The organism is Isoptericola sp. NPDC056573, from assembly GCF_042793335.1.
GTDB lineage: Bacteria > Actinomycetota > Actinomycetes > Actinomycetales > Cellulomonadaceae > Isoptericola.
The window spans coordinates 238,335-264,021 of sequence record NZ_JBHTUY010000001.1 but is presented as its reverse complement, the minus strand read 5'-3'; the positions used below and the strand labels follow the sequence as shown (position 1 = coordinate 264,021).

Annotated in this window: 20 protein-coding genes; 5 read left to right on the top strand and 15 right to left on the bottom strand. The window is 73.8% G+C overall.

Features of this window, described 5'->3' with window-relative positions:
- Positions 1-2: 2 nt before the first annotated feature.
- From ACFQ8E_RS01235 to ACFQ8E_RS01215, 5 genes are all read right to left on the bottom strand, one after another.
- On the bottom strand, positions 3-3,068 hold the full coding sequence (locus ACFQ8E_RS01235; protein WP_430548745.1) for an alpha-mannosidase: 3,066 nt from the start codon (positions 3,066-3,068) through the stop codon (positions 3-5).
- Between the two features lie 45 nt (positions 3,069-3,113).
- Positions 3,114-4,034 carry a carbohydrate ABC transporter permease gene (locus ACFQ8E_RS01230; protein WP_430548744.1) on the bottom strand — a complete coding sequence of 307 codons (921 nt, stop codon included), beginning with the start codon at positions 4,032-4,034 and terminating at the stop codon, positions 3,114-3,116.
- Complete coding sequence (locus ACFQ8E_RS01225) at positions 4,034-4,972, bottom strand: carbohydrate ABC transporter permease (RefSeq protein WP_430548743.1); 939 nt, start codon at positions 4,970-4,972, stop codon at positions 4,034-4,036. The genes ACFQ8E_RS01230 and ACFQ8E_RS01225 overlap by 1 nt, the downstream gene beginning before the upstream one ends.
- Positions 4,973-4,976: 4 nt before the next feature.
- Complete coding sequence (locus tag ACFQ8E_RS01220; protein ID WP_430548742.1) at positions 4,977-6,338, bottom strand: ABC transporter substrate-binding protein; 1,362 nt, start codon at positions 6,336-6,338, stop codon at positions 4,977-4,979.
- A 135-nt stretch (positions 6,339-6,473) separates the two neighbouring features.
- The gene (locus tag ACFQ8E_RS01215) at positions 6,474-7,721 is read right to left on the bottom strand and encodes an ROK family protein (protein ID WP_430548741.1); all 1,248 of its coding nucleotides are present in this window, start codon (positions 7,719-7,721) and stop codon (positions 6,474-6,476) included.
- A gap of 148 nt (positions 7,722-7,869) precedes the next feature.
- Between ACFQ8E_RS01215 and ACFQ8E_RS01210 the strand changes: the two genes are divergently transcribed.
- Positions 7,870-8,865 (top strand): acetylxylan esterase, encoded by a 996-nt coding sequence (locus ACFQ8E_RS01210; protein ID WP_430548740.1) that lies wholly within the window; start codon positions 7,870-7,872, stop codon positions 8,863-8,865.
- Positions 8,866-9,064: 199 nt separating this feature from the next.
- Here the strand turns inward: ACFQ8E_RS01210 and ACFQ8E_RS01205 are convergent, their stop codons facing one another.
- The 8 genes from ACFQ8E_RS01205 to ACFQ8E_RS01170 all read right to left on the bottom strand — a co-directional run bounded on the left by ACFQ8E_RS01205 (position 9,065) and on the right by ACFQ8E_RS01170 (position 19,523).
- Positions 9,065-10,006: a 4-(cytidine 5'-diphospho)-2-C-methyl-D-erythritol kinase gene (locus ACFQ8E_RS01205; protein ID WP_430548739.1), complete on the bottom strand. Its 942-nt coding sequence runs from the start codon at positions 10,004-10,006 to the stop codon at positions 9,065-9,067.
- Positions 10,003-10,875 (bottom strand): 16S rRNA (adenine(1518)-N(6)/adenine(1519)-N(6))-dimethyltransferase RsmA, encoded by an 873-nt coding sequence (gene rsmA, locus ACFQ8E_RS01200; protein ID WP_430548738.1) that lies wholly within the window; start codon positions 10,873-10,875, stop codon positions 10,003-10,005. The genes ACFQ8E_RS01205 and rsmA overlap by 4 nt, the downstream gene beginning before the upstream one ends.
- Before the next feature lie 59 nt (positions 10,876-10,934).
- A complete protein-coding gene (locus ACFQ8E_RS01195) occupies positions 10,935-12,287 on the bottom strand; it encodes a G5 domain-containing protein (RefSeq protein WP_430548737.1) in 1,353 nt (450 codons plus the stop codon).
- Positions 12,288-12,648: 361 nt separating this feature from the next.
- On the bottom strand, positions 12,649-13,971 hold the full coding sequence (locus ACFQ8E_RS01190; RefSeq protein ID WP_430548736.1) for a transglycosylase family protein: 1,323 nt from the start codon (positions 13,969-13,971) through the stop codon (positions 12,649-12,651).
- 220 nt (positions 13,972-14,191) lie between these two features.
- Positions 14,192-15,313, bottom strand: coding sequence for a ubiquitin-like domain-containing protein (locus tag ACFQ8E_RS01185; RefSeq protein ID WP_430548735.1), 1,122 nt, complete (start codon positions 15,311-15,313; stop codon positions 14,192-14,194).
- A 169-nt stretch (positions 15,314-15,482) separates the two neighbouring features.
- Entirely contained in the window at positions 15,483-16,397 is a 915-nt protein-coding gene (locus ACFQ8E_RS01180; RefSeq protein WP_430548734.1) for a TatD family hydrolase, read from the bottom strand.
- 1 nt (position 16,398) lies between these two features.
- Complete coding sequence (gene metG, locus ACFQ8E_RS01175) at positions 16,399-18,183, bottom strand: methionine--tRNA ligase (RefSeq protein WP_430548733.1); 1,785 nt, start codon at positions 18,181-18,183, stop codon at positions 16,399-16,401.
- 77 nt (positions 18,184-18,260) lie between these two features.
- Positions 18,261-19,523: a PQQ-dependent sugar dehydrogenase gene (locus ACFQ8E_RS01170; protein WP_430548732.1), complete on the bottom strand. Its 1,263-nt coding sequence runs from the start codon at positions 19,521-19,523 to the stop codon at positions 18,261-18,263.
- Positions 19,524-19,614: 91 nt separating this feature from the next.
- On the opposite strand from ACFQ8E_RS01170, the gene ACFQ8E_RS01165 reads away from it, so the two are divergent.
- The 3 genes from ACFQ8E_RS01165 to ACFQ8E_RS01155 all read left to right on the top strand — a co-directional run bounded on the left by ACFQ8E_RS01165 (position 19,615) and on the right by ACFQ8E_RS01155 (position 20,742).
- A complete protein-coding gene (locus ACFQ8E_RS01165) occupies positions 19,615-19,791 on the top strand; it encodes a hypothetical protein (protein WP_430548731.1) in 177 nt (58 codons plus the stop codon).
- Positions 19,792-19,899: 108 nt separating this feature from the next.
- Positions 19,900-20,121 carry a hypothetical protein gene (locus ACFQ8E_RS01160; protein ID WP_430548730.1) on the top strand — a complete coding sequence of 74 codons (222 nt, stop codon included), beginning with the start codon at positions 19,900-19,902 and terminating at the stop codon, positions 20,119-20,121.
- A gap of 30 nt (positions 20,122-20,151) precedes the next feature.
- The gene (locus tag ACFQ8E_RS01155) at positions 20,152-20,742 is read left to right on the top strand and encodes an isochorismatase family protein (protein WP_430548729.1); all 591 of its coding nucleotides are present in this window, start codon (positions 20,152-20,154) and stop codon (positions 20,740-20,742) included.
- Positions 20,743-20,896: 154 nt separating this feature from the next.
- On the opposite strand, the gene ACFQ8E_RS01150 is transcribed toward ACFQ8E_RS01155, so the two are convergent.
- A complete protein-coding gene (locus tag ACFQ8E_RS01150) occupies positions 20,897-21,397 on the bottom strand; it encodes a hypothetical protein (RefSeq protein ID WP_430548728.1) in 501 nt (166 codons plus the stop codon).
- Positions 21,398-21,413: 16 nt separating this feature from the next.
- Between ACFQ8E_RS01150 and ACFQ8E_RS01145 the strand changes: the two genes are divergently transcribed.
- The gene (locus tag ACFQ8E_RS01145) at positions 21,414-22,922 is read left to right on the top strand and encodes a fibronectin type III domain-containing protein (RefSeq protein WP_430548727.1); all 1,509 of its coding nucleotides are present in this window, start codon (positions 21,414-21,416) and stop codon (positions 22,920-22,922) included.
- A gap of 135 nt (positions 22,923-23,057) precedes the next feature.
- On the opposite strand, the gene ACFQ8E_RS01140 is transcribed toward ACFQ8E_RS01145, so the two are convergent.
- Complete coding sequence (locus ACFQ8E_RS01140; RefSeq protein ID WP_430548726.1) at positions 23,058-25,676, bottom strand: LuxR C-terminal-related transcriptional regulator; 2,619 nt, start codon at positions 25,674-25,676, stop codon at positions 23,058-23,060.
- Positions 25,677-25,687 lie beyond the last annotated feature (11 nt).

Below are 25,687 nucleotides of genomic sequence, written 5' to 3'. Positions count from 1 at the left end.
GGTCAGCGCCGCACGCGCAGCGTGACCACCTGGAACGGCGTCATCTCCAGCAGCACGGCGTCGCCGTCGCGCGCGGGGGCGCCGGCCGCGCCCGCCAGCGGGCGCTCGAGCAGGTCGGTCACCTCGACGGACGCGTGCGCGAACGCCGGCGCGACGCGCGCCCGCGCACGCCCGCCCCGGCTCTCGTAGAGCCGCACGACGACGTCGCCGCTGCCGTCCTCGGCCAGCTTGACCGCCTCGACGACGACCGCGTCGTCGTCGACGGTGACCAGCGGCTCGACGCCGTGGTCGCCGGTGACGACGCGCTCGGGCAGGTTGAGCGCGTAGCCGTGGCGCACGGCGTCGTCGATGCCGGCGCCGACGACCAGCTCGCAGGTCAGCTCGTGCTCGCCCTGGTCCGCGTCGGGGTCGGGGAACTTCGGCGCGCGCAGCAGCGAGAGGCGCACGGTGGTACCGCGGGCGCCCTGCGCGTCGGTCGCGTCGTCGGCCCGGGTGCGGGTGATGTCGTGCCCGTAGGTCGAGTCGTTCGCGACGGCCACGCCGAAGCCGGGCTCCCCCACGTGCACCCACCGGTGCGCGACGGTCTCGAACCGCGCGTGGTCCCAGGAGGTGTTGACGTGCGTGGGCCGGTGCACGTGCCCGAACTGGATCTCCGACGTCGCGCGCTCGGCCCGCACGTCGAGCGGGAACGCGAGCTTGAGCAGCTTCTGCCGCTCGTGCCAGTCGACGCGGGTCGTGATGCGCAGCCCGCGCCCGTCGACGGGGAGCGCGAGGTCCTGCTCGACGCGCGAGGAGCCGAACTCCCGCAGCACGCGCACGACCGGCCCGGACGCACCCTCGGCCACCTCGGCCTTCACCGCCGCGACGAGGTCGGTGGTGGCGCGCCGGTAGTGCTCGTCGATGTCCCACGCCTCCCACTCGTTGGGGACGTCGCGGTGCAGCTGGAGCAGGTTCGCCATCGCGCCGGGCAGCACCGCCTCGCGCCCGCTCGCCCGGTCGACCGCCGAGACGACGTGCCCGTCCGGGTCGACGACGACGCGCACCAGGTCGTTCTCCAGCACCCAGCCGTCACCGTCGGCCACCGGTGCCACGGTGCCCGCGCCGCGCGGGGCGTCGAGGGCCGCGGCGCCGAGCGCCGCGACGCCGTCGCGCGCGAACGGCCCGGCGTTCACGGCCACCGTCCGGTCACCCTCCCCGACCAGCGCCCGCAGCGCCTCGGCGACGATCTCCTCGAGCTCACGGGCGACCTCGGCGTAGTTCCGCTCGGCCTCGCGGTGCACCCAGGCGATGGACGACCCCGGCAGGATGTCGTGGAACTGCTGCAGCAGCACCGTGCGCCAGAGCCGCTGCAGCCGCTCGGCCGGGTAGTCGGCGCCGGTCCGCACGGCCGCGGTCGCGGCCCACAGCTCGGCCTCGCGCAGCAGGTGCTCGCTGCGCCGGTTGCCGCGCTTGGTGCGGGCCTGCGACGTGTAGGTGCCGCGGTGGTACTCGAGGTACATCTCCCCCGTCCACGTGGCCGGGTCCGCGTACTCCGCCCGGGCCGCGTCGAAGAAGGTCTGCGAGTCGGACAGCTCCACCCGCGGCGACCCCTCCAGGTCGTGGGTGCGCCGCGCGGCCGCGACCATCTCGCGGGTGGGGCCGCCGCCGCCGTCGCCGTAGCCGAACGGCACGAGCGACGTGTTGGCGCGGCCCTTCTCGGCGTACTGCCGCTCGGCGCGGTCGAGCTCCTCGGCCGACAGGTCGGAGTTGTACGTGTCGACCGGCGGGAAGTGCGTGAAGACGCGCGACCCGTCGATGCCCTCCCACCAGAACGTGTGGTGCGGCATCCGGTTGGTGTCGTTCCACGAGATCTTCTGCGTGAGGAAGTTGTCGCTGCCCGCCAGCCGGGCGAGCTGCGGCAGGGCGGCCGTGTACCCGAAGGAGTCGGGCAGCCAGACCTCCTTCGGCTCCACGCCCAGCTCCTCGATGAAGTACCGCTTGCCGGCCACGAGCTGGCGGGCCAGCGCCTCGCCGCCCGGCATGTTCGTGTCGGACTCCACCCACATGCCGCCCACGGGCACGAACCGGCCCTCGCGCACGCGCTCGCGGATCCGCTCGAACAGCTCCGGGAAGTGCTCCTGGACCCACGAGTACTGCTGCGCCGACGAGCACGCGAACCGCACGTCCGGGTCCTCGTCCATGAGCGACAGCACGTTGGAGAACGTGCGCGCGCACTTGCGCACCGTCTCGCGGGTGGGCCACAGCCACGCGGAGTCGATGTGGGCGTGGCCGACGGCGTGCACGCGGTGCGCCGACGCCGTGGCCGGGGCGGCCAGGGCCGGCGCGAGGGCCGCACGACCCGCGGCGGCGGTGCCGGCGACGTCGTCGGGGTCGACGGCGTCGAGCATGTCCTCCAGCGCGCGCAGCACCTCGGCCGCGCGGGGGCTCGTGCCGGGCAGCACCCGCACCAGGCCGTGCAGGGCGCGCACGTCCTGCAGCAGCTCCCAGGCCGTCTCGTCGACGAGCGCGACGTGCATCGTCCGCAGCGCGTAGATCGGGTCGGGCCCGGACGTCTCCCAGGCGCCCATCGGCGTGGGCCGGGTCCAGGCGCCTCCCGGCACGTCGGGGTTGGCGGCGGCCTCGACGTAGAGGTCGACGCGGCCGTCGGCGTCGAGCGCCTGCCCCTCGACGAGCGGCACGTGCTGGTTGCGCGGCTCGACGGCCTTGACGATCCGGCCGTCCGGGGTCCAGGCGGTGCCCTCGGCCTGGAAGCCCGGGCCGGCGCCGGTGAAGCCCAGGTCGACGACGAGCTCGACACGCGTGCCCGCGGGTGCCGCGTCGCCGGACCACTCGGCCGGGACGGCTCCGGTCACGTGGAACCACGTCGTGTCCCACGGCCGCCCCCAGGGGCTCCCGAGGGCGAACGGCGCGTACGTCGCCGCGACCGCGTCGGCGAAGGGCACGGGCTCCCCGCCGACGGTCCACGCCGCGACGTCGAGCGGCCGGGTCTCGCGCAGGACGGCGGGCTCCAGCCAGTCCTTCACGAAGCGCTCGAGGCGCATGGTGGTGCGGGCGGTGGTGTCGTGCATGGATCAGGCTCCTGGTGACGGTGCGGGCGGTGGAACGGGGCTCGGTCAGCCCTTGACGGCGCCGGCGAGCGCGAACGAGCCGCCGGACAGCCGCGAGACGAGCACGTACAGGCCGACGGCGGGCAGGGCGTAGAGCATCGAGTAGGCCGCGAGCTGGCCGTAGGCGACCGAGCCGTACTGGCCGAAGAACGCGAAGATGCTCACGGCCGCCGGCTGCTTCTCCGGGGTCAGCAGCAGCACGAAGGGGACGAAGAAGTTCCCCCACGCCTGGATGAACACGAAGATGAAGACGACGGCGATGCCGGGCCGCATGAGCGGCAGCACGATCGTGCGCAGCGTGGTCATGGCCGACGCGCCGTCGGTCCACGCCGCCTCCTCGAGGGAGATCGGCACGGAGTCCATGAAGTTCTTGGTCATCCAGATCGCCATGGGCAGCGACGTCGCGGCCATGAAGAACGTGGTGCCGGCCAGCGAGTCGAGCAGGTTGAGCCGCACGAACAGCGAGTAGACCGGCACCATCATCGCCGTGATCGGCAGGCAGGTGCCGAACAGCACGGCGTACAGGAACGGCTTGTTGAAGCGCATCCGGTAGCGCGACAGCGGGTACGCCGCCAGCACGGACGCGACCACGGTGATGAGCCCGGTGCCCGCGGACAGCACGAACGCGTTCGCCAGCGGCACCCACGTCTGCTCGGGGGTCATGACGGCCGTGAAGTTCTCGAGCGTGAACGTCTCGGGCAGCCGGACGGCGAGCGTGGCGCTCGGGTCCAGCGACGCCAGCACGATCCAGCCGAGCGGCAGCAGGAAGCACAGCCCCACGACGACCAGCACGACGTTCGACAGCACGCGCGCGGCGCGCGGCCCGGGGGCGGCGACCGACGGCGTCGCCCGCCGTCGTGCGGGGGGCGCGCCGGCGACGTCGGGCACGGGGGAAGGGACGGACGCGGGGGCTGCGGTCTGGGCCATCAGTCGACCTCCGGCTTCAGGCTGCGGATGTACACGACGGAGAAGACGGCGCCGATCACCAGCATCACGGTCGCGATCGCCGTGCCGTAGCCGACCTGGGCGAACTTGAACGCCTCCTGGTAGGCGAGGATCGGCAGCGTGGAGCTGTCGGTGCCGGGGCCGCCGCCCGTCATCACGTAGATGAGGGTGAACACGGACAGCGTCTGCAGCGTCGTGAGCATGAGGTTGGTCGAGATGCTGCGCCGGATCGTGGGCAGCGTGACCCACACCAGGCGCTGGGCAGCGTTCGCCCCGTCGACCGTCGCGGCCTCGGTGATCTCCGGCGGCACCTCCGCGATCGCGGCGGAGTAGACCATCATCGAGAACGCCGTGCCCCGCCAGACGTTGGCGAGGATGACGGCGAGCATCGGGTACTCGAAGAGCCAGTCGGGGCCGGTGACCCCCACGCCCGCCAGCAGCGAGTTGAGCGTGCCGTCGGCGTGGAAGAACGCGTAGGCGGCGAAGGCGGCGACGATCTCGGGCAGCACCCACGCCGTCACGACGAGCGTCGAGACGACCGCCCGCACGGGCCTGAGCGCGGAGCGCATGAGCATCGCGAGGCCGAGGCCGGCCACGTTCTGCCCGATCACCGCGGACGCGATGACGAACAGCACCGTGAGCCACAGGGCCTTCGGGAAGTCGGGGTCGGCGAGCAGCGCGACGTAGTTGTCCAGTCCGACCCACTCGGGGGCGAGGGCGTTCGGGCCGGTGAGGGCCGCGTTGGTGAACGACCCGTAGAACGACCACACGACGGGGCCGAGCATGAACAGCGCGAGCAGGGCGACGGCGGGCAGCATCGGGACGAGGCGGCCGGCGGTGCGGCGCGCGTGCGCGCGCCGCACCGGCGACGGCCCCGCCCCCGGCCCGCCGACGGGGGCGGGGGCGAGGGTGGCGGTCACGTCGTCAGCCGTTCGTCGTGTTCTCTTCGCCGACCTGGGCGATCACGGCCTTGTCGTACACGGCCGCGGCCTCCTCCGGGGTCTGCTGCCCGGTCATGACCGACTCCATCGCCACCTGGATCGCGTTGGAGATCTGCGCGTAGTCGGAGGTGGCGGGGCGGAAGTTCGTCACCTCGACGAGGTCGGAGAAGAACGGCACCGTCGGGTTCGCCTCGGAGTACGAGGGCTCCTCGGCGACGTCGGTGCGCACCGCGATCTGGCTGTTGTCGATCGCGTATCGCAGCGAGTTCTCCTTGTCGAGCGCGTGGGTGATGACGTCGAACGCCACGTCGGGGTTCTTCGACCCGGAGCCGATCGCCATCGTCCAGCCGCCCGACATGCTCACCGCGCCGGGGGCCTGGCCGTCCTGGGTGGGCATCGCGGCCGTGCCCATGACGTCGGTCCACTCGGGCCAGGGCGCCGTGCCCGCCTCGAGCCAGGTGCCGGGCATCCAGGACCCGTCGAGGGAGATGCCGAGCTTGCCCTTCGGGAGCCACTCGGCCGAGACCGTGTTGCCGACGTTCGGGTCGAGCGCCTGCTGCGGCGTCGGCGCGAGTCCCTCGGTGTAGATCGTCTTGATGAAGTCGAGCGAGTCGACGAACTCCTGCGACCCGACGATCCACTTCGACGCGCCGGTGTCGTAGAGCGTGCCGCCCGTGCCGTACAGCAGCATCTCGAAGCCCTGCATGGTGGAGCCCTCGCCCATCGGCTTGCCCGAGTAGACGTTGAGCGGGATGACCTCCGGGTCCGCCTTCTTGATCGCCCGGGCGGCCTCGAGGAGCTCGTCCCAGGTCTTCGGGGCCCAGTCCTCGGGCAGCCCCGCCTTCGCGAGCACCTCCTTGTTGAACCACAGCCCGCGCGTGTCCGTGCCCATGGGGACGCCGTAGGTCTTGCCGTCGTCGCCCAGCCCGGCCTGCTTGGCCTGGTCGACGAACTGGCCCCAGTCGTCCCACTCGGCGAGGTAGTCGTCCATCGGCAGCAGGTACCCCGCCTCGACGTCCGACTTGATCATGAACGTGTCCTCGTACATGAGGTCGGGCGCCGTCCCGGGCGCGCGGTTCATGAGCGCGAGCTTCGTGAAGTAGTCGTTCTGGCTGGCCTCGATCGGCACGAGCTCGATCGTGACGTCCGGGTTCTCCTTCTCGTACTCGGCCTTGACGTCCTTGAACAGCTCGTCGGCCTGGGTGAAGTTCCCGAACTTCTGGTACGCGATCTTGATCGTCGCGTCCCCGCTGCTGCCCTCGCCGCCCCCCGAGCCGCAGGCTCCGAGGGTGAGGACGAGCGCCGTGACCGCGGTCCCCGCGGCGAGGTGTCGTGCCAGTCGCATGCTGCTCCTTTGCCCACATGAGTGGCCCGACGACGCCGGGCCGGCTGACACGAATAACTCAAGCGAATTGAGTTATTGCTGTCAAGCATGCCGGCCCGGCGGTTCGAGGTCGGTCCCCGGTCGGGCGCCCGCGGGCTACGGACGCACGAGAGCGCGCGCCGTGCCCCCGCCGACGAGCCCGGAGGGACGCGGCGTGAACAGCCCGTCGAGCACCAGGCTCGCCGCCCCCACCGCGCCGACGTGGTCGCCGACGGCGGACCCCAGCACCTCGACGGCGTGCACCTCGCGCAACGTCGCCTGCACCGTGAGCTCCCGCCGCACGACGGGCAGGTAGTGGGGGGCCAGCCGCGCCCACGCCGGGCCGCCGAAGACGACGACCTCCGCGTCCACGAGGTCAGCCACCACGGTGATCCCGCGCGCGACCCGCCGCGCGGACGTCGCGAGGATCCCCGCGGCGACCGCGTCGCCGTCCGCGGCAGCCCGGCACAGCGTCGTGAGGGCCGCGTCGAGCTCGGCCGGCGTCGACGCCGGGGTGCCCGGGGGGAGCACGCCGCCCGCGACGGCCTCGGCCACCAGCGTCGCGGGGGCGGCGGAGACGCCGATGCACCCCCGCTGGCCGCAGCCGCACAGCGGGCCGTCGTTGTCGACCACCAGGTGGCCGACCTCACCGGCGTTGCGCGACGACCCCGCGAGGAGCTCGCCGTCGTGCGCCACCGCGACGGCGACGCCGAAGCCCGTGTAGAAGAAGAGGGACGTGCCGCGCAGCATCCGGTTGCCGCGCCACAGCTCCGCCACCATCGCCGCCGACACGTCCTTGTCCAGCACGACGTCGAACCCCGTCGCGGCGGCCAGCAGGTCGCGCACCGGCACCTCCTCCCAGCCGTCCAGGAGCGGCGGGCGGATCACCGTGCCGGCGGCGAGGTCCACCGGCCCCGGCGCCGCCACCCCCAGCCCGAGGACGCCGGAGCGGTCGACGCCGGCCCGCTCGAGCATCGCGGCGGCCGCCGCGGCGACGGCCTCGGCCACCGCCCCGGGGCCGGCCGGCGTCGGCTCGACGACCTTCTCGACGGTGCGGCCGTCGAGGTCCACGAGCACCGACGTCACCACCACCGGGTCGATGTGCACGCCCAGCGCGAACGCGCCCTGCGGCTCGAGGTAGAGCATGGTGCGGGGCTTGCCCCGGCCCTCGGCCCGGCGCTCCCCCTCGACGACGTACCCCAGCGCGATGAGCCGCGCCACGATGTTCGACACCGCCTGGAGGGACAGCCCGGAGCTCGCCGCGAGCTCGCTGCGGCTCGTGCCGCCGGACGCCCGCCGCACCTGGTCGAGCACGACCATCTGGTTGAAGTCGCCCACCCGCGGCAGGTTGGTCCCGCGTCGCACCGTGTCCTCACCTCGCCCGTCCGAGTGGTTGCAGCGTAGACGTCCGGGAGGGGAAGCGTTCTCCCGCGGCCCCGGCCGTCCCGGCTACAGTGCAGCCCGACACCGCACCGCTGCGGGAGGTCCCGCAGGAAGTCCCCGGAGGAACCCGATGGCCCAGTTCGACCTGCCCGTCGCCGAGCTCGAGACGTATGTGCCCGAGATCGACGAGCCCGCCGACTTCGACGCGTTCTGGTCGCAGACCCTCGTCGAGTCCCGCGCGCACGACGACGGCCCGACGCTGGAGCGGGCGGACACCGGCCTCACGGAGCTCGTGGTGGACGACGTGACGTTCCCGGGCTTCGACGGGCAGCCGGTCAAGGCGTGGCTGACCCGGCCCGCGCGCCACGACGCGGCGGCCGACGGACCGCTGCCCGCCGTCGTCGAGTTCGTCGGCTACGGCGGCGGGCGCGGGCTGGCGCACGACCACCTGGGCCCCGCCGCCGCGGGCTACGCGCACCTCGTCATGGACACCCGCGGCCAGGGCTCCGGCTGGGGCCACGGCGGCGACACCCCGGACCCCGTGGGCAGCGGCCCGGCCTCGCCCGGCTTCATGACGCGCGGCGTCCTCGACCCGCACGAGCACTACTACCGGCGCGTCTTCACCGACGGCGTGCGGGCCGTGGACGCCGTGCGCCGCGTGGAGGGGATCGACCCCGCGCGCGTCGCCGTCGCCGGCACGAGCCAGGGCGGCGGCATCGCGATCGCCGTCGCCGGCCTGGTGCCCGACGTCGCCGCCGCCGTGCCGAACGTGCCGTTCCTGTGCCACTACCGCCGCGCCGTGCAGATCTCCGACGCGTTCCCGTACGGCGAGATCACGCAGTACCTGTCCGTGCACCGCGAGCACGAGGACGCCGTCTGGCGCACGTTCTCCTACCTCGACGGCGTCTCGTTCGCCCGCCGCGCCCGCGCGGCCGCGCTGTTCTCGACCGCCCTGCGCGACGACGTCTGCCCGCCGTCGACCGTGTACGCCGCGTACAACCAGTGGGGCGCGCTGGGCGAGACGGCGCCGGACACGGCGATCGACGTGTACCCCTACAACCGCCACGAGGGCGGCCAGGGCTACCGCTTCGCCCCGACCCTCGCCTGGCTGGCCAAGCACGTCTGACCGCCCCCGACCGCCGGGGTAGCCCGGGTCTCCGCGAGGTAGCACGAGACCTGCCGAGGTAGTCCGGGTCTCCGCGAGGTAGCACCAGACGTGCCGAGGTAGTCCGGGCATCAGGGAGATATCACCCATGATGACCACCAAGGGCCAGCTACCTCGCCGGGATGCGGACTACCTCGGCAGAGGTGGAGCTACCTCGGCGTCACGGGAGGAGGCGGGCGCCGTGCGCGGGGCCCGAGGTGCACCACACGGAGTCGGCGGCACCCTCGGCCGTCCAGGACGCGGCGACGGCCAGCGCGTGCTGGCGCGACCGGGCGAGCGCGGCGACGGTCGGCCCGGAGCCCGAGACGAACGCGCCCAGCGCGCCCGCCTCGTCCGCGACGGCGATGGTGCGCTCCAGCTCGGGGCGCAGCGAGAGCGCCGCGGCCTGGAGGTCGTTGTGCAGGGCCCGCCCGAGGGCGTGCGCGTCGCCGGCGCGCAGCGCCTGCATCAGACCGGTGTCCTCGTCGAGCCCCGGCTCGTCGGCGGCCCCGTCCGGGCCGGCCAGCTCGTCGAAGCGGCCGTAGACGGCGGGGGTGGACAGGCCCTCGGCCTGGGCCGCGAACACCCAGTGGAACTCGCCGCGGGCCATGGCGGGAGTCAGCAGGTGACCGCGACCGGTCCCGACGGCGGTGTGCCCGAGGAGGGCGAAGGGGACGTCCGAGCCGAGCTCCGCGGCGAGCGACGCGAGGTCGTCGCGGCTCAGGCCGGTCTGCCACAGCGCGTCGCACGCCACCAGGGTGGCCGCCGCGTCCGCGGACCCGCCCGCCATGCCCCCGGCGACGGGCACGCCCTTGGCCAGGTGCAGCGCCACGTCCGGCGCGACGCCGACCTGGGCCGCCAGCGCCTCGGCGGCGCGCCAGGCGAGGTTCGTGCCGTCGACGGGCACGAGCTCGGCCTGCGGGCCGTCCACGGTGATCGTCACGCCGGCACCCTCCGGCACCTGCGTGGCGGTCACCTCCTCGTAGAGGGCCACGGCCTGGAAGATCGTCGACAACGGGTGGTAGCCGTCGGCCTGGCGCGCGCCGACGCGCAGCGACAGGTTGACCTTGCCGGGCGCGCGGACGCGGACGGACGGCGACGGGGCGGCGGCGAGATGCGTCACGCGTCCACCGTGCCCGCCGCGACCGGAAGCTGCTCGGCGATCCGCGCGAAGTCCGTGACCTCGAGCCGCTCGCCGCGCAGCCCGGGGTCGACGCCCGCGGCGCGCAGCGCCTCCTCTGCGGCGACACCGGACCCGAACGTGCCGGACAGGGCGGCGCGCAGCGTCTTGCGACGCTGGGCGAACGCGGCGTCGACGACGGCGAAGACCTGCTCGCGCGTCGCGGTCGTGACGGGGGGCTCGCGCTTCTCCAGCGCCACGAGAGCGGAGTCCACGTTGGGCTCCGGCCAGAACACGTGCCGGCTGACGTTGAGCGACCGGCGCGTGTCGGCGTACCAGGCCGCCTTGACCGACGGCACGCCGTAGGTGCGCGACCCGGGCCCGGCCGCGAGGCGGTCGGCCACCTCGGCCTGGACCATGACGAGCACGCGCTCCAGGCTCGGGAACCGCTGCAGGAACGTGAGCAGCACCGGGACGGCCACGTTGTACGGGAGGTTCGCGACGAGCGCCGTCGGCGGCTCCCCCGGCAGCTCGGTGACCTCGAGCGCGTCGGCGGGCACCACCTCGAAGTCGGCGCCGGGCGCGTGCCGGTGCACGGTCTCGACGATCTGGCCCGCCAGCACCGGGTCGATCTCGACCGCGACGACGGACGCTCCGGCCTCCAGCAGCCCGAGGGTCAGCGACCCCAGCCCGGGGCCGATCTCGACGACGCGCTCCCCCGGCCGCAGACCGGCGGCGCGCACGATCTTGCGCACCGTGCCGCCGTCGTGCACGAAGTTCTGCCCGAGCTGCTTGGTGGGGCGGACGCCGAGGCGCCCTGCCAGCTCGCGGATCTCCGCAGGGCCGAGCAGGGCGCCAGGGGTGTTCGTCATGGGGGCGAGTCTATTCGTCGGCCCGCGGCCGACGACTCAGGGACGGCCGGGGAGCCGGCTCAGTACCAACCCACCGACTGCGAGTGGCCCCACGCGCCGCACGGCGTGCCGTAGACGTCGGCGATGTAGCCGAGACCCCACTCGATCTGCGTGGCGGGGTTGGTCTGCCAGTCGGAGCCGGCCGACGCCATCTTCGAGCCCGGCAGCGACTGCGGGATGCCGTACGCGCCGGACGACGGGTTGGCCGCCGAGGCGTTCCAGCCCGACTCCTTGGTCCAGAGCGACTCGAGGCAGGACCACTGCTCGCCGGACCAGCCGCGCGCCGCGGCCATCTGCTTGCCGATCGACCGGGTCGAGCCGGAGTAGGACGGCGTCTTCGGCTCGGGCTCCGGGCGCTCCTTGGTGCCCTTCACCAGCACGCGGGTCACGGGCTTGGTGGTGACCTCGTCCGAGACCTTGGTCTTCTTCACGACCTTGCCGTCGACCGTCGTGACCCGGTGGACGATCGTGCGCTCGCCGTCCTTGCCCTTCTTCACGACCTTCGCGTCGACGTCGGAGTACCGGTCGCCGGACTTCTTGGTCGTCGTCTTGTGGTCGACGGCCTTGGTGGTCGTGACCTTCTTGGTCTCGACGCGCTGCACGACGACGGCCACCTGCGGCGCGGGGGCAGCGGCCTCGGCGGCGACCTGCTCGGTCTGCGCGCCGTCCTTCTTCTCGGCCTGCTTCTCGGCCTGCTTCTGCTGGTCCGCGACGGCCGCGGCGACGTGCTTCTTCACCTCGGCGTTGGCGGCGTCGGTGACGTGCACCCGGTCGTTCTTCCCGAGCTCCACGTCGGCCTCGGCCAGCACGGCCTCGACGTCCTCCGCGTCCTCGACCACGTCGGTCGTGCCGTCGTGCACCACGGCCACCGGGCCGTCCGTGTCGACGTCCACCGGCAGCGAGGCGCGCTCGCCGTCACGGGAGGCGACGATGCGCACGTCGCCGCCGCGAGCGGTGAGGCTGTCGAGCGCCTCGTCGGCGTCGAGCGCGGTGACCCAGGCGTCGGTGTCCTTGCCGTCCACCTGCAGGCTGAGCTCCTTGCCGGAGCGCACGACGACGTCGGAGCCGTCCTCGAGCGTGGCGCCGGCCGCCGGGGTCACGAGGTCGCGGTCGCCGACGACGACACCCTGGGAGGTGAGCAGGTCGTCGACGGAGCCGGAGTAGGACGTCACGGTCTTCACGTCGCCGTCCACGTCGAGCGTGACGGTCTTGCGGGCGTCGGCGTAGGCGACGGCGCCACCGGCGACGGCGACCGCGGCGACGGTCGCGGCGGCCAGGAACGGCCAGCGGCGGCGGGGGCGGGTCGTGGAGGGCGCGACGGTGTCGGCGTCCGGCACGGCGGGCACGGGAGAGGTCTGGGGGGAGCGGGTCACGAGAGTCCAGTCGTCGTGCTGTCCGGGCACGGTGGTCGGGGGCGGGCCGGCGGCCCGTCACGCACCGGGGCGGCGCGCTCGCGCCTCGCTCCCGGCCCCCGCGCCCGAGGGCGCCGAGTTCCGACCCACCGATCCGGCGGTTCAGGGCCCGCGTCACATACACCTGTCGAGCACGGCTCGCACGCGGGACACCCGACCGTAACCGATTCGTTATCGGAGACCTAATCTGTCGGCGGCGTCGTGACGAGACCCACAGCCCGCCCGGCGCGCGCAGGGCCCCGACGCACGACCGCCCGGGACGGCGGTGCCGTCCCGGGCGGTCGGTCGACGCCGGCGGGCACGAGGCCCGACGGACGTCAGGTCAGAGCAGGCCGAGCTTGGCCGCGCACCCGGGCCACTGGCCCCAGCCGGACTGCGCCTGCAGCTTCTTGGCGAGGCGCGTCTGCTCGGCGGCCGAGTTCTCCGACGGGAGACCGGAGCCGCCCATCGCGTGCCAGGTCTGCGCGGAGAACTGGTACAGGCCGTAGTAGCCGTTCCCGGTGTTCGTCGCCGGGTTGCCGCCCGACTCGCACTGGGCGAGGTCGGCCCACACCCCCGCGGGCGCCGAGCCGGTGGCCTTCGACGTCGAACCGGACGACGAGCCCGAGGAGCTCGACGACGAGGACGAGCTGCCGGAGGAGCTCTCCTTCGGCTCCGGCTCGGGCTCTGGCTCCGGGCGCGCCTTGGTGCCCTCGACGACGACCTCCGTGACCGGCTTGGTCGTCACCTTGTCCGAGAGCTTCTTCTTCGCGACGACGTCGCCGTCGACCGTGGTCACGCGGTACGTGAGGGTGCGCTCGCCGTCCTTGCCCTCCTGGGCGACCTTGGTGCCCAGGTCGGCGAAGCGGTCGGCGTCCTTCTCGGTACGCGCCTTGTGGTCCACCGCGACCTTCTTGGTGACCTTCTTCGTCTCGACGCGCTCGATGACGATGCGCACCGCCGGGTCGCCGTCGGTCTTGGCGGTCTGACGCTCGACGAAGACGTGGTCGTCGTCGTCGGCGGTCAGGCCGAGACCCTGGAGGATCGCCTCCAGGCCGACGGAGCCGTCGTCGACCACCGTGGTGGTGCCGTCCGCGACGACGGCGACCGGCTGGTCGGCGTCGAGCTGCAGCGGCAGCGACGCGCGGTCGCCGGAGCGGGAGGCGACGAGGGAGACGTCGGAGCCGCGGGCGTCGAGGCCGCGCAGGGCCTCCTCGGCGTCCAGCGCCGTGACCCACACGTCGTCCTGCTCGCCGTCGACGTCCACCGTGAGCTCGTGCCCGGAGCGGACCACGACCTGCGAGCCGTCGCGCAGGGCGGCGTCGACGGACGGGGTGACGGCGTCGCGCTCGCCCACCTCGACGCCCTGGGCGTCCAGCAGGCCGGCGACGGAGCCGGAGAAGGTCGAGACGGTGCGCGTCGCGCCGTCGATGTCGAGCGTCACGCTCTTGCGCGCGCTCTCGTAGGCCGTGGCCGCACCGCCCGCGACGACGAGCGCGCCGGCGGCGAGACCCGCGATGAGCGGGAGCCGACGGCGACGGCGCGTGGCGGTCGTCGCGGAGGCGGCCGCTGCGTCGGGCCCAGCCTCGGGCATCGACTCGGCCGAGGAGTGGGGAGTCTCGTTCGAGGGGTTCACACAGGTCCAGTCGTCGTGCGGTCCGGTCACGACGGCGGGGTCCCGGCTGGCTGTCGGGGGCGTGGTCGATCCGGTGGCTCCGAAGACCGTAACCGGATCGTGACCATCGGCCAAGCCTGGTTATGGTACGGATGCCCGCGTCTGTCCCCTGTTGTCCGATAAGTCGCCACGACCGGGGTGACCTGTCTCACACGTCGCCCGAGCGTGTCGGGACCACGACCCCGGTGTCGGCGGGCTCGACCGGCAGCGGTCAGTACCAGCCCACCGACACGGAGTGGCTCCAGGCCCCGCAGGGGGTGCCGTACCGCCCGGAGATGTAGCCCAGGCCCCACTCGATCTGCGTCGACGGGTTGGTGCGCCAGTCCGACCCGGCGGTCGCCATCTTCGAGCCGGGGAGGGACTGCGGGATGCCGTACGCGCCGCTGGACGGGTTCTCGGCGTTCCAGCGCCAGCCCGACTCCTTGTCCCACAGCTTCTCGAGGCAGGTGTACTGGTCGGCGCCCCAGCCGCGCTCGGCGGCCATCGCCTTGCCGATCGCCTTCGCGGAACCCGGGTCGGGGTTGGCCGTGGAGACCTCGAGCGTGCCCACCACGACGACCTCGTCCACCGGCTTGCGCGTGACCTCGCGGTCGACCACGGTGCGCTCCACCTCGGCGCCGTCCAGGGTGCGCACCTCGTAGGTCGTGACGCGCTCCCCCGGCACGCCTGCCGTGCGCACCACCTCGTACCCCTTCGGCAGCTCGTCGGACTCGACGCGCTCCGTCTCGAACGGGATGACCTCGGTCTTCCGGTCGGCGTCCGTGTTCCCGCGGCTCACCATGACGACCATCCCGTCGACGGCGGCCGCGCCGAGCGGCACGGACGTGCGGTCGTGCTCGCCGAGCGTGATGCCCGCGGTCGCGAGCACGTCGCGGACCGTCGACTGCGCCGTGCGGATCGGCAGCACCAGGCCGTCCACCGCCACCTGCACGGTCTTCGTGGTCGACACCCGCACAGGGGTCCGGTCCAGCGGAGCGGTGCGCGACGCCGACGTCACGGCGTCCGACCCGCGGGGGCCGAGCGCCGCCAGGAGCTCGCCGACCGTGTGCGCCGTCGTCGGGAAGGTGGTGACCTCCCCGTCGATCTCGACCGTCACCTCACGGCTCGAGCGGACCACGACCTGGCCGCCGTCCGCCGCGGGCGACGACGCCGCGGGCTGCACCAGGTCGTCCGGGCCGAGCGGGATGTGGTGGTAGCGCAGCACGTCGGCCACCGACGCACCGTAGGAGCCGACGGTCGCGACGTGGCCGTCGTAGTCGATCGTCATCGTCTTGTGCACCTGCGTGACCGCGACCGTGCCGCCCACCAGCGCCAGGACCACCGTGCCGTGCACGACGTGACGCGCGGGGCCCGAGAGGGCGCCGAGGCGTGGGGTCGACGACGGGGCCGTCGCCGTGTCCGACGTCCGCTCCGTCCTCGACCTCCGCACGAGCACCAGACCGTAACGGAACCGTGACCAGGGGGGAAGCCCTCGACCGCTCACGAACCGCTCACCCGGGGGCTCACCACGCGCCGTACACGCGCTCGGACGTCGCCGAGAGCGTCCGGCACACCTCGTCCAGCGGGCGCCCGAGGACGTCCGCCATCGCGCGCACGGTGTGCGCCGCGACGTACGGGGCGTTCGGCTGCCCGCGGTACGGGTGCGGCGGCAGGTACGGCGCGTCCGTCTCGACCAGCACCAGCTCGAGGGGCACGGCGCGCAACGCCGCCCGCAGGTGGTCGTTCCTCGGGTACGTCACCGGGCCGGCGAACGAGAGGAACCAGCCGTGCTCCGCCGCGAGCGCGGCCATCTCCTCGTCGCCCGAGTAGCAGTGGAAGACGGTGCGCTCGGGGGCGCCGTCGGCGAGCAGGACGTCGATCACCTGCGCGTGCGCGTCGCGGTCGTGGATCTGCAGCGCCAGGCCGAGCTCCTTCGCCAGCGCGACGTGGGCGCGGAACGCGTCACGCTGCACGGCCTCGCCCAGGGGGCCGGTGCGGAACAGGTCCATGCCGGTCTCCCCGATCGCGCGCACGCGATCGTGCGAACGCGCGACCTCCGCGACCCGGTCGAGCGCGTCGTCGAGCGGCACCCCGTGGTGGGGCGCCGGGTCGGGCTCGAGCCCGTCCGGGCCGACCTCGCGGACGCCGGCGTGCAGCACGGCCTCGTTGGGGTGGATCGCGACGGCCGCGAGCACGCCCGGGTGACCCGCCGCCAGCAGGTCGACGGTCCAGTCGATGCCCGGCAGGTCGCAGCCCACCTGCACGACCCGGTCCACGCCGGCCGCCGCCGCGCGGGCGAGGTGCTCGGCAGCGGTCGGGACGGGCTCGCCGTCGGGAAGGATCCCGGCGATCGCGTCGAGGTGCGTGTGGTTGTCGGCGACGGGCACCGGCAGGGGCGCGGGCTCCGCCGGGAACCCGCGCTCGCGCTTGCGCCCCACCTCAGGCCTTCTCGCGCAGCCGCTCGAGCTCCTCCTCGACGATCGAGTCGTCGAGCTTGGTGAACACGGGGGTGGGCTTCGCGATCTCGGTGCCCGGCGTCACGGGACGCGACTCCCACGAGGGGAAGTCGTAGTCGCCCGTGATGACCGGGTACTGCCGGGTCTCGTCGTCGAGGTCGGTGACCTCGTCGATGCGCGGCTGGGGCGCGAAGGTGCCGGTGCCGCCCATGGTCTCGTGCACCTGCTGGGCCGAGTGCGGCAGGAACGGGCTGAGCAGCGTGTTGCAGTCGCTCACGGCCTGCGTGACCGTGTGCAGCACGGTCGCGAGGCGGTCCGGGTCCGTCTTGAGCTTCCAGGGCTCCGTCTCCGACACGTACCGGTTGACGTCGCCGACCACGCGCATGGCCTCCGCGACCGCCGCCCGCTGCCGGTTGGACTCGATGAGCCCGCCGACCGTGCCGAACGCCGCGGACGTCGACTTGAGGACGCCGCGGTCGACGTCGGCCAGCTCGCCCGGCGTCGGGACCTGCCCGAAGTTCTTGTGCACCATGCTCGCGGTGCGGTTCACGAGGTTGCCCCAGCCCGCCACGAGCTCGTCGTTGGTGCGGCGCAGGAAGCTGTCCCAGGTGAAGTCGACGTCCTGGCTCTCCGGGCCCGCGGCCGCCACGTAGTAGCGGAAGGCGTCGGGCTGGTAGCGCGCCAGCATGTCGCGCACGTAGATGACGACGCCGCGCGAGCTCGAGAACTTCTGCCCCTCGACGTTGAGGAACTCCGAGCTGACCACCTCGGTGGGCAGCTGCAGCGTCCCGTACGGGCCCGGCGCGCCGCCGCGCGAGCCCTTCCCGTCGTAGGCCAGCAGCTCGGCCGGCCAGATCTGGGAGTGGAACGTGATGTTGTCCTTGCCCATGAAGTAGAAGGAGCGGGCGGTCTCCTCGTTCCAGAACGCGCGCCACGCCTCGGGGTCGCCCGTGCGGCGGGCCCACTCGATCGACGCCGAGAGGTACCCGATGACGGCGTCGAACCACACGTACAGCCGCTTGGTCGGGTTCTCCTCCCAGCCCTCGAGCGGCACCGGGATGCCCCAGTCGATGTCGCGCGTCATGGCGCGCGGCCGGATGTCGTCGAGCAGGTTGAGGCTGAAGTTCAGCACGTTCGGGCGCCAGCCGGTGCGGGTGCGCAGCCAGTCGCCCAGCGCGTCCGCGAGCGCCGGCAGGTCGAGGAAGAAGTGGTTCGACTCGACGAACTTCGGCGTCTCGCCGTTGATGCGGCTGCGGGGGTTGATCAGGTCGATCGGGTCGAGCTGGTTGCCGCAGTTGTCGCACTGGTCGCCGCGCGCGCCGTCGTACCCGCAGATGGGGCACGTGCCCTCGATGAACCGGTCGGGCAGCGTGCGGCCGGTGGACGGGGAGATCGCGCCCATCGTGGTCTTCTCGACCATGTAGCCGTTCTTGTACACCGTGCGGAACATCTCCTGCACGACGGCGTAGTGGTTGCGCGTCGTCGTGCGGGTGAACAGGTCGTAGGACAGCCCGAGCGACGTGAGGTCCTCGACGATGACGCGGTTGTAGCGGTCCGCGAGCTGCTGCGGCGTCACGCCCTCCTGCTCCGCCTGCACGAGGATCGGCGTCCCGTGCTCGTCCGTGCCGGAGACCATCAGCACGTCGTGACCCGCCATCCGCATGTGCCGGCTGAAGACGTCGGAGGGAACGCCGAAGCCGGCGACGTGGCCGATGTGCCGCGGGCCGTTGGCGTAGGGCCACGCCACGGCCGAGAGGATGTGGGTCATGCGGGCGATTCTAGGGCCCGCGCGACGAGGCGTCCCGAGCCGTCCGCACCCCGGCTCCGGCCCGCTGCCTCCGCCCGTCAGCCGAAGGTGACCCGCACCAGGCGGTCGTCGCCGTCCCGCGGCGAGCCGCGGCCGTCGGTGTTGTTGGTCAGCACCCACAGGCCACCGGCGTCCCCACCCCCGGGCTCGACGGGCGCCACGTTGCGCAGCCGGCCCAGCTCGCCCGCGAGCAGGGCCTGGGGCTCCCCGAGCGGTCGGGCGCTCCCGTCGGCGTCGACCGCGCCCTTGCTCGCCCCCGGGCTCGGGTCCTCCTCGTCCGCTCCCGAGGCCGTGCTCCCGAAGGGCACGCGCCACAGCCGCTCGCCGCGCAGCCCGGCGAGGTACACGGCGTCGTCGGTCACGGCCAGGCCGGACGGCGACGCGTCGGAGGTGGGCCACCAGGCGACCGGCGCGACGGTGCCGTCGCCCGCCTGCGGCTGCCCCTCGAGGCCCGGCCCCTCGACGTCGGGCCAGCCGTAGTTGCCGCCCGCCTCGATCTGGTTGAGCTCGTCCCACGTGTTCTGCCCGAACTCGCTCGCGAACATCCGGCCCGAGGCGTCCCAGCCGAGGCCCTGCACGTTGCGGTGGCCGAAGGTCCAGACCGGCGAGCCGGGGTCGGGGTTGCCGGGCGCCGGATCCCCGTCGGTCGTGACGCGCAGGATCTTGCCCGCGAGCGACGCGGCGTCCTGGGACGCCTCCCCGTCCCCCGCGTCACCGGTGCCGACGTAGAGGAAGCCGTCGGGGCCGAACGCCAGCCCGCCGCCGTCGTGGTGCCCGGCGCGCGGGATGCCGTCGAGGACGGTCGTGAGCCCGCCGAGCTCCGTCCCGTCCAGCGCGCCGCGCAGCACGGCGTTGTCGTCGGCGCCGGTGCGGTAGACGAACACGTCGCCCGAGCCCGGGTCGCGCGCGACGCCGAGCAGCCCGCCCTCGCCGTCGGGGGTGGTCTGCGCGGCGAGCGCGTCCGCGCCGGGACCGGTGACGTCCGTCGTCGTGCCGGCGTCGGGGTCCACGACCACCAGGCGGGCCTCGTCGCGCAGGCTGATCAGCAGCGGGCCGTCCGGCAGCGCGGCGAGCCCCCAGGGCACGTCGAGGCCGTCGACGACGGTCTCGACCGAGACGTCGGGCGTGGCCGCCGGTGCCGCGGAGGTCCCCGCAGGGGTGTCGCTCGCCGTCGGTTCCGGGGACGACGACCGCGTCGCCGGGTCCGGGTCGTCGCCCGGGCCGCCGCAGGCCGCGAGCAGGAGCACGAGCGCCGCGACGGGGGCGGCGGCCGCCGGGCGGCGGGTCGGATGGCGCCTCATGACCCCATCCTGCTGCGCACGGCCGCCACCGTCGACACCGAGCCGCCGGACTGGCATGCTCTCCCCCAAGAACCGGTCAAGGGGGACTGCGATGTCGATCACCGAACGCCTGCGGCGCCTGTTCCGTCGTGGCGGCCGGACCCGTCCCGCCGCGCGGCCGGGCCTCCCGCCCCTCTCCGTGGCGGAGGAGCGCGGACGGCCCGCTGCCGGCACCATGGCCGTCCAGCCGCTCTACTGCCCTGGCTCCGCGGGCGGCGGCTACTGCTGACGCGGCCGGGGCGCTGGTGCCCCGGGTGACCGTCGTCGACACCCGACCGACTCGCGACCTACTCTTGACGAACGGTTCTCGGACTGCGGTTCCGACGGAGGAGTCGTCATGAATCTCAGCGCAAGGCTCAGGGCCACGTTCCACCGCCGCGAGAAGCTGCCGCGCCTCGATCCCTCCGAGCGCCGCCCGCCCTCCTGGGCCGCGGACCCCCGGCTCGAGCCCGACAAGATGGACATGCGCAACCGTCGCTCCGCGGACGCGTTCGGCATGGGCTACCTGGACGGCGGGGGATTCTTCGACGGCGGAGGTGGTGGCGGCGACGGTCCCTGATCCGCCGCGCACCGTGGCAGGCTGGGTGGCATGAGCGATGCCGTGCCCGCCTCCGTCCGCGCCCTGATCGTCGTCGACGTCCAGCCCACGTTCTGCGAGGGCGGCGAGCTCGCCGTCGACGGCGGGAACCAGGTTGCCGCGGACGTCGCGGCCTACGCGGCCGCGCACCGCGACCGGTACGAGATCGTCGTGACCACGCAGGACTGGCACGTGGACCCGGGCGACCACTTCAGCGACCACCCCGACTTCGTCGACTCCTGGCCGCCGCACGGCCTCGCCGGCACGCCGAACGCCGAGCTGCACCCCGCCCTCGCGGACCTGCGCCCGGACGTGTCCGTGAAGAAGGGCCAGTACGCCCACGGCTACTCCGGCTTCGAGGGCACGGACGCGGACGGCCGCACGCTGGAGCAGGCGCTGCGCGACGCCCGCGTCGAGGCGGTCGACGTCGTCGGCCTCGTCGAGTCGCACTGCGTCAAGCGCACCGCCCTCGACGCCGTCGGCCTGGGCCTGGCGACGCGCGTGCTCACCGACCTCACCATCCCCGTCAGCCCCGAGCAGGGCGAGCAGGCCCGCACCGAGCTCGCCGCCGCCGGCGTCGAGCTCACCCCCTCGACCTCCTGACCGGAGCGCGGCTCACGGCCGGACGCCGCAGGACCCGCAACCGCGGCGCCGGCTCACGCAGCCGGCTCGCGCCCGCCTCGGCTCCCCCGGGCGCGGACCACGCAAGAACCAGGATCGGCACCGTCGAGCCCTTCCGGTCTCCCCACCATGGAAGTCACACACCCGTGCACACCATGGACGAGACCAGGAGCGTCGAGATGACGAGAACGCCGCCGGGAACCCCGGGACGACGAACGACCCCCCGCAGGACGAGCACCGCCAGGCACCGCGCGACCCCGGTCGCGACGACCGTCGGTGTCGCGCTGCTGGCCGCAGGGCTCGCGGTGGGCCCGGCGACGGCCGCCACCGTGCCGGACCCGGCGACCACCGAGCAGTCCGTCGAGGAGCACAGCACCGGCGACGAGACCCCGCGGACCGCGGACACCTCCACCACCGACAGCAGCTCTGCGGACGCCGGGGCGGACGACGCTCCGGAGGCCGGCTCGGACACCACACCGGACAGCACGCCGGACAGCACGCCGGACAGCACGCCGGACAGCACGTCGGACAGCACGTCGGACGCCGACCAGGACCGCTCCGGCGCGACGGCGGCCGACGGCCAGTCGTCGCGGGCTCGGGCCGAGCAGCAGCGGGCGGCGACAGCCGAGGCCGACACACCGGCGGCGCCGAGCGTGGTAGATGCATGGGCGACCGGGACGTCGTCGATCGTGGTCGAGTGGGACTCCGTCGCGGGTGCCGGCGGGTACGCGGTCTACCGCTCGACGTATCCGTCCGGAGGTTACGCCTTCGTCGGCAGCGCCACGGCAGGCCCCTCCTGGGTAGACAACGGCCTCACCTCCGACACCACCTACTACTACCGGATCGTCACCGTCATCGGGGACGCCCGGAGCGAGCTGTCGACCATCGCCCAGGCCACGACCGACAAGGAGCCGGCGCCCGCGGCCGTCACCCTCACCGCGCAGGCCACCGGGACCACCACCATCGACCTGGACTGGAACGCCATCGACGGCGCCGACCGCTACGTCGTCTACCGCTCGTCCGCCGCAGACGGGCGATTCGAGGCGATCGGCGACACCTCGGACCCCGGCTGGAACGACACCGACCTCGACCCGGCGACGACGTACCACTACCAGGTCGTCACCGTCAGCGGGTCCGCCCGGAGCGAGGTGTCGAACACCGCCAGCGCCACCACCCTGCAGGAACTGCCGGCGTCGGTCACGACCCTGACCGCCGAGGCCACCAGCACCACCACGATCGACCTCGACTGGGAGGGCATCGACGACGCCGACTACTACCAGGTCTACCGGTCCGAGGCGTACACCGGGCCGTACACCCTGCTGCAGGACAACGTCACCGGGACGACGCACACCGACACCGGCCTGGAGTCGGAGACGCGGTACTACTACCACGTCGTCACCGTGAAGGGCACGGTGCAGGGCGACCCGTCCAACATCGCCAGCGCCATCACACGCCCGACGCGGGTGACCACGCTGACCGCCACGGCGACGGGGACCACGACGATCGACCTCGAGTGGACCGGCGTCGACGAGGCCGACTACTACCAGGTCTACCGCTCCGACAGCTACACCGGCGTGTACACCCTGCTGCAGGACGACGTCGCCGGCACCGAGCACACCGACACCGGTCTGGACCCGGAGACGACGTACTACTACCACGTCGTCACCGTGAAGGGGACCGCGCAGGGCGACCCGTCGAACATCGCGTCGGCCACCACGTCCGCCCCGACGGGCCCCGAGGAGCCGTCGGAGCCCGGTGAGCCCGGTGAGCCCGGTGAGCCCGGTGAGCCCGGTGAGCCCGGTGAGCCCGGTGAGCCCGGTGAGCCCGGTGAGCCTGGGCAGCCCGGTGAGCCCGGCGAACCCGGGGTCGCCGGCGAACCCGGCCTTCCGGGGGCCACCGGCGCACCGGGGGCGACCGGCGCGGCGGCCACCGCCACGAGCGTCGCGTTCCAGGCGACCGGCCTGCAGAGCGCCCCGTCGTGGGCCACCGCAGGGCCGTCCAGCACGCAGGCCGGCACGTCGGGGACCACCGGCGCCACGACCGGCTCCCTCGCGAAGACTGGGGCGGACCCCGCGGGTCTGGTGGCGGCAGCACTGGGGGCAGGCCTGCTCGGCTCCGCCCTGGTGTGGCTGCGTCGTCGCGCGCACCGTCCCGGCGCGTGACCTGACGCCGGCGCCTCGAGGCGCACCGGCCGCCCGCCGACCGCTTCCCCCGTCCCGCGAGGACAGGGCGGAAGCGGTCGGCACGCGTGCGCTCGGGGCCGGGTCGCTGCGCCCGCGCCACCAGGCAGGCTCGGGTCAGTCGTTGAGCACCCTGGTGAGGTCGGCGCGGCTGTCGACACCGAGCTTGCGGAAGATCCGGTGCAGATGGCTCTCCACGGTCCGCACCGAGATCTGCAGCTCACGGGCGAGCTCGTGGTTCGACATGCCTCGGGCGACCCGGCGGGCGATCTCCTCCTCCCGGTCGGTCAGGACGGTGACCGCGGCGAGAGGATCGAGGACCGCGAGCGCGTCCGACCCGTGGGGCGCGAGCAGCGCCCTCGCCCGGTCGAGGGCACGCGCCGCGTCAGCGGGACGGTCTCGTTCGCGCATCCCGCGCACGGCGGCGGCCAGCGCGTGGGCGCCGATCAGGATCTCTCCGTCGGCGACGAGCCCGACCCCGAGGTCGAGGGCATGGTCGGGGTCGTCCTCCGTCAGCGCGACGGCCAGCCGGCGCAGGTGCTGCACCAGACCGGCTGGAACGTCGTCGGTGCGCTCCCGCAGCACGGCGGCCCAGGCGGGGTCGCGGGTCAGGCCGATGGCGTCGACGCCCGCCGCGACCCCCGCGGCCACGTACCCGCGGTCGAGCAGGTCGAGGCACTGGGCCCAGAGCCGGTCACCGAGCGGGCCGCCGCCGTCCCGGGCGTCAAGGACCTCGACCCCGTGCCCCCCGACGACCCAGCTCGGCATCGTCGACGAGAACGGCCCGGGCCCGAGACGCAGCGTCGACACGTCCCGGGCGAGCGTCCGTGCCGTCGTCGGGCGTCCGACGGCGCCCGCGACCGCCGACGCCAGGCTGAGGTTCGCGACCTGGTAGGGCCGTTGCAGGGTGGACGACATCCCGAGCGACAGCACGCTGCCGAGGTGCGCCACCAGCTCGGTACGGCGGCCGAGCAGGAGGAGGGCGTACGACACCACGTAGGCGTGCGCCTGGATCCCGGCGAGGTCGAGCAGCGTCCGGCTCTCGGCGAGGGCCCGGCGGCCGACCTCGAGCGCCTCCGCCGGACGGCCGTCGATGACCAGCGCGATCCCGATCAGCACGTCGCGGGTCCGGAGGAGGTCGGAGTCGCCGGTGTGCAGGGTCGCGAGGAGGTCGAGCGCCTCCCGCGGCCGTCCGGACGCCACGAGCACCTCCGCGCGAGCGGTGACGACCGCCTGGGACTCCTCGGCGCCGGTGTCGCGCGGCGCCGGCAGGCCGTCCTGAGGGGCGTGGTCGAGGACGAGCGTCAGGTGGGTGGCGAGCGCCCCGAGCACGGGGTCGCTCGTGCCGTGGTCGGGCTCTGCCTCGGCGAGGACGTCCAGCGCACCGGACAGGTCCCGGTCGACGTAGCCCAGGCTGAGCGCGTGCCAGGACGCGAAGCCCACCCGCCCCCGCGACTCGGCGGCGGGTGGCGTGCGAGCGATCACCTCGTGGATCGTTCGCGGGTCCCCTTCTCCGTGCAGGAGCGTCCGCAGGTACGGGACCGCTGTCTGGGCGGACGGCGAGCGTTCCCACTCGGAGCGCCTGATCAGCACCTCGCGGTGCCACTGCTCGTGCAACGTCCGCGCCAGTACCGTGTCGGCGTCGCCGGGCACGGTCTCTGCGGGGGCCGCGAGCGGCGCGAACACCTCGGACGCACCGGTCTGCCATGCCGACGTCATGAGCTCGGTCCGGCCGTCGCGCGGGAGGTCCCGCATGTCTCCGAACGCACGGACCAGGTCCTCGGTCAGGCGTGTCCGGCGCGGGCCGAGCGCCCGGTGCCGGGCTCGCTCGGCGAGCAGCTGCGGGAAGACCCCCACGAGGGAGCCGGACCGGTGCGGCACCACGCGCAGCAGGCTGCACGCCTCGAGCTCCTCGAGCGCCTCCCAGGGCATCATGCGCCGGGCGGAGGCCATGTCGACGGCGCCTGCGAGCGCCAGCTTCTCCAGTCCCTCGCGCGCCTCGGCCGACAGGTCCTGGAGCAAGGGCTCCACGGTCCTGATGACCTCGGGCGCCCACATGTCGGGGCCTGCGGCCCACACCCCGTCGCGCACGGCGAGCGCTCCGATACGTCGGGCGGTGGCCGCGATGGCGACGACGAGACCGGGCAGCCCGCCGGACTTGTTGTAGATGCGGCTGACCGTCGCCATCTCGATCGGGCCGGGCAGTAGCTCGGAGAGCAGGGTGTGCACGTCGACGTAGCCCAGCGGCGGCATCGGCAGGCTGACCCCGGGACGCACCTCGGCAGGCAACCGGTGAGGGTCGAGGCGCGCGGCGGGCAGCGGGCGTGACGTCGTGAGGACAGGCAGCGGCCGCCGCGCATGCACGGCGGTGAGGACACCCGCGGTGGCGTCGTCGATGTCGTCGACGTCGTCGACCACCAGCACCGAGCGTCCGGCGCTCACGCGCTCCTCCACGCGACGCACCGAGGACGCCACCAACGACTCGCCCCGTCCCTCGGGCCGGGCGGCGAGCCCGGCGATCGAGAGCGCCTCCAGCGGCCGGGAACGCAGCGGTGCGACGCCCTGCACCTCGAGCACCGTCCAGTCGCGGCGTCGCAGGTCGCGGACCACCTCGCGCACCACGAGGGAACGGCCCGAGCCCTTCAGCCCCAGGATGTCGACGCTGACGCCCGCGGTCAGGTAGCCGAGAGCCTCGTCGCGGACGCCGGCGTGCAGCAACGAGTCCCTACGCTCCATCGAACCAGGCT

Coding starts and splice junctions, on each gene's coding strand:
- ACFQ8E_RS01210 (WP_430548740.1), top strand. CDS start 7,870: ATGGCCCAGTTCGACCTGCCCGTCGCCGAGCTCGAGACGTATGTGCCC.
- ACFQ8E_RS01230 (WP_430548744.1), bottom strand. CDS start 4,034: ATGGCCCAGACCGCAGCCCCCGCGTCCGTCCCTTCCCCCGTGCCCGAC.
- rsmA (WP_430548738.1), bottom strand. CDS start 10,875: ATGACGAACACCCCTGGCGCCCTGCTCGGCCCTGCGGAGATCCGCGAG.
- ACFQ8E_RS01160 (WP_430548730.1), top strand. CDS start 19,900: ATGAATCTCAGCGCAAGGCTCAGGGCCACGTTCCACCGCCGCGAGAAG.
- metG (WP_430548733.1), bottom strand. CDS start 18,183: ATGACCCACATCCTCTCGGCCGTGGCGTGGCCCTACGCCAACGGCCCG.
- ACFQ8E_RS01140 (WP_430548726.1), bottom strand. CDS start 25,676: ATGGAGCGTAGGGACTCGTTGCTGCACGCCGGCGTCCGCGACGAGGCT.
- ACFQ8E_RS01165 (WP_430548731.1), top strand. CDS start 19,615: ATGTCGATCACCGAACGCCTGCGGCGCCTGTTCCGTCGTGGCGGCCGG.
- ACFQ8E_RS01235 (WP_430548745.1), bottom strand. CDS start 3,068: ATGCACGACACCACCGCCCGCACCACCATGCGCCTCGAGCGCTTCGTG.
- ACFQ8E_RS01155 (WP_430548729.1), top strand. CDS start 20,152: ATGAGCGATGCCGTGCCCGCCTCCGTCCGCGCCCTGATCGTCGTCGAC.
- ACFQ8E_RS01220 (WP_430548742.1), bottom strand. CDS start 6,338: ATGCGACTGGCACGACACCTCGCCGCGGGGACCGCGGTCACGGCGCTC.
- ACFQ8E_RS01170 (WP_430548732.1), bottom strand. CDS start 19,523: ATGAGGCGCCATCCGACCCGCCGCCCGGCGGCCGCCGCCCCCGTCGCG.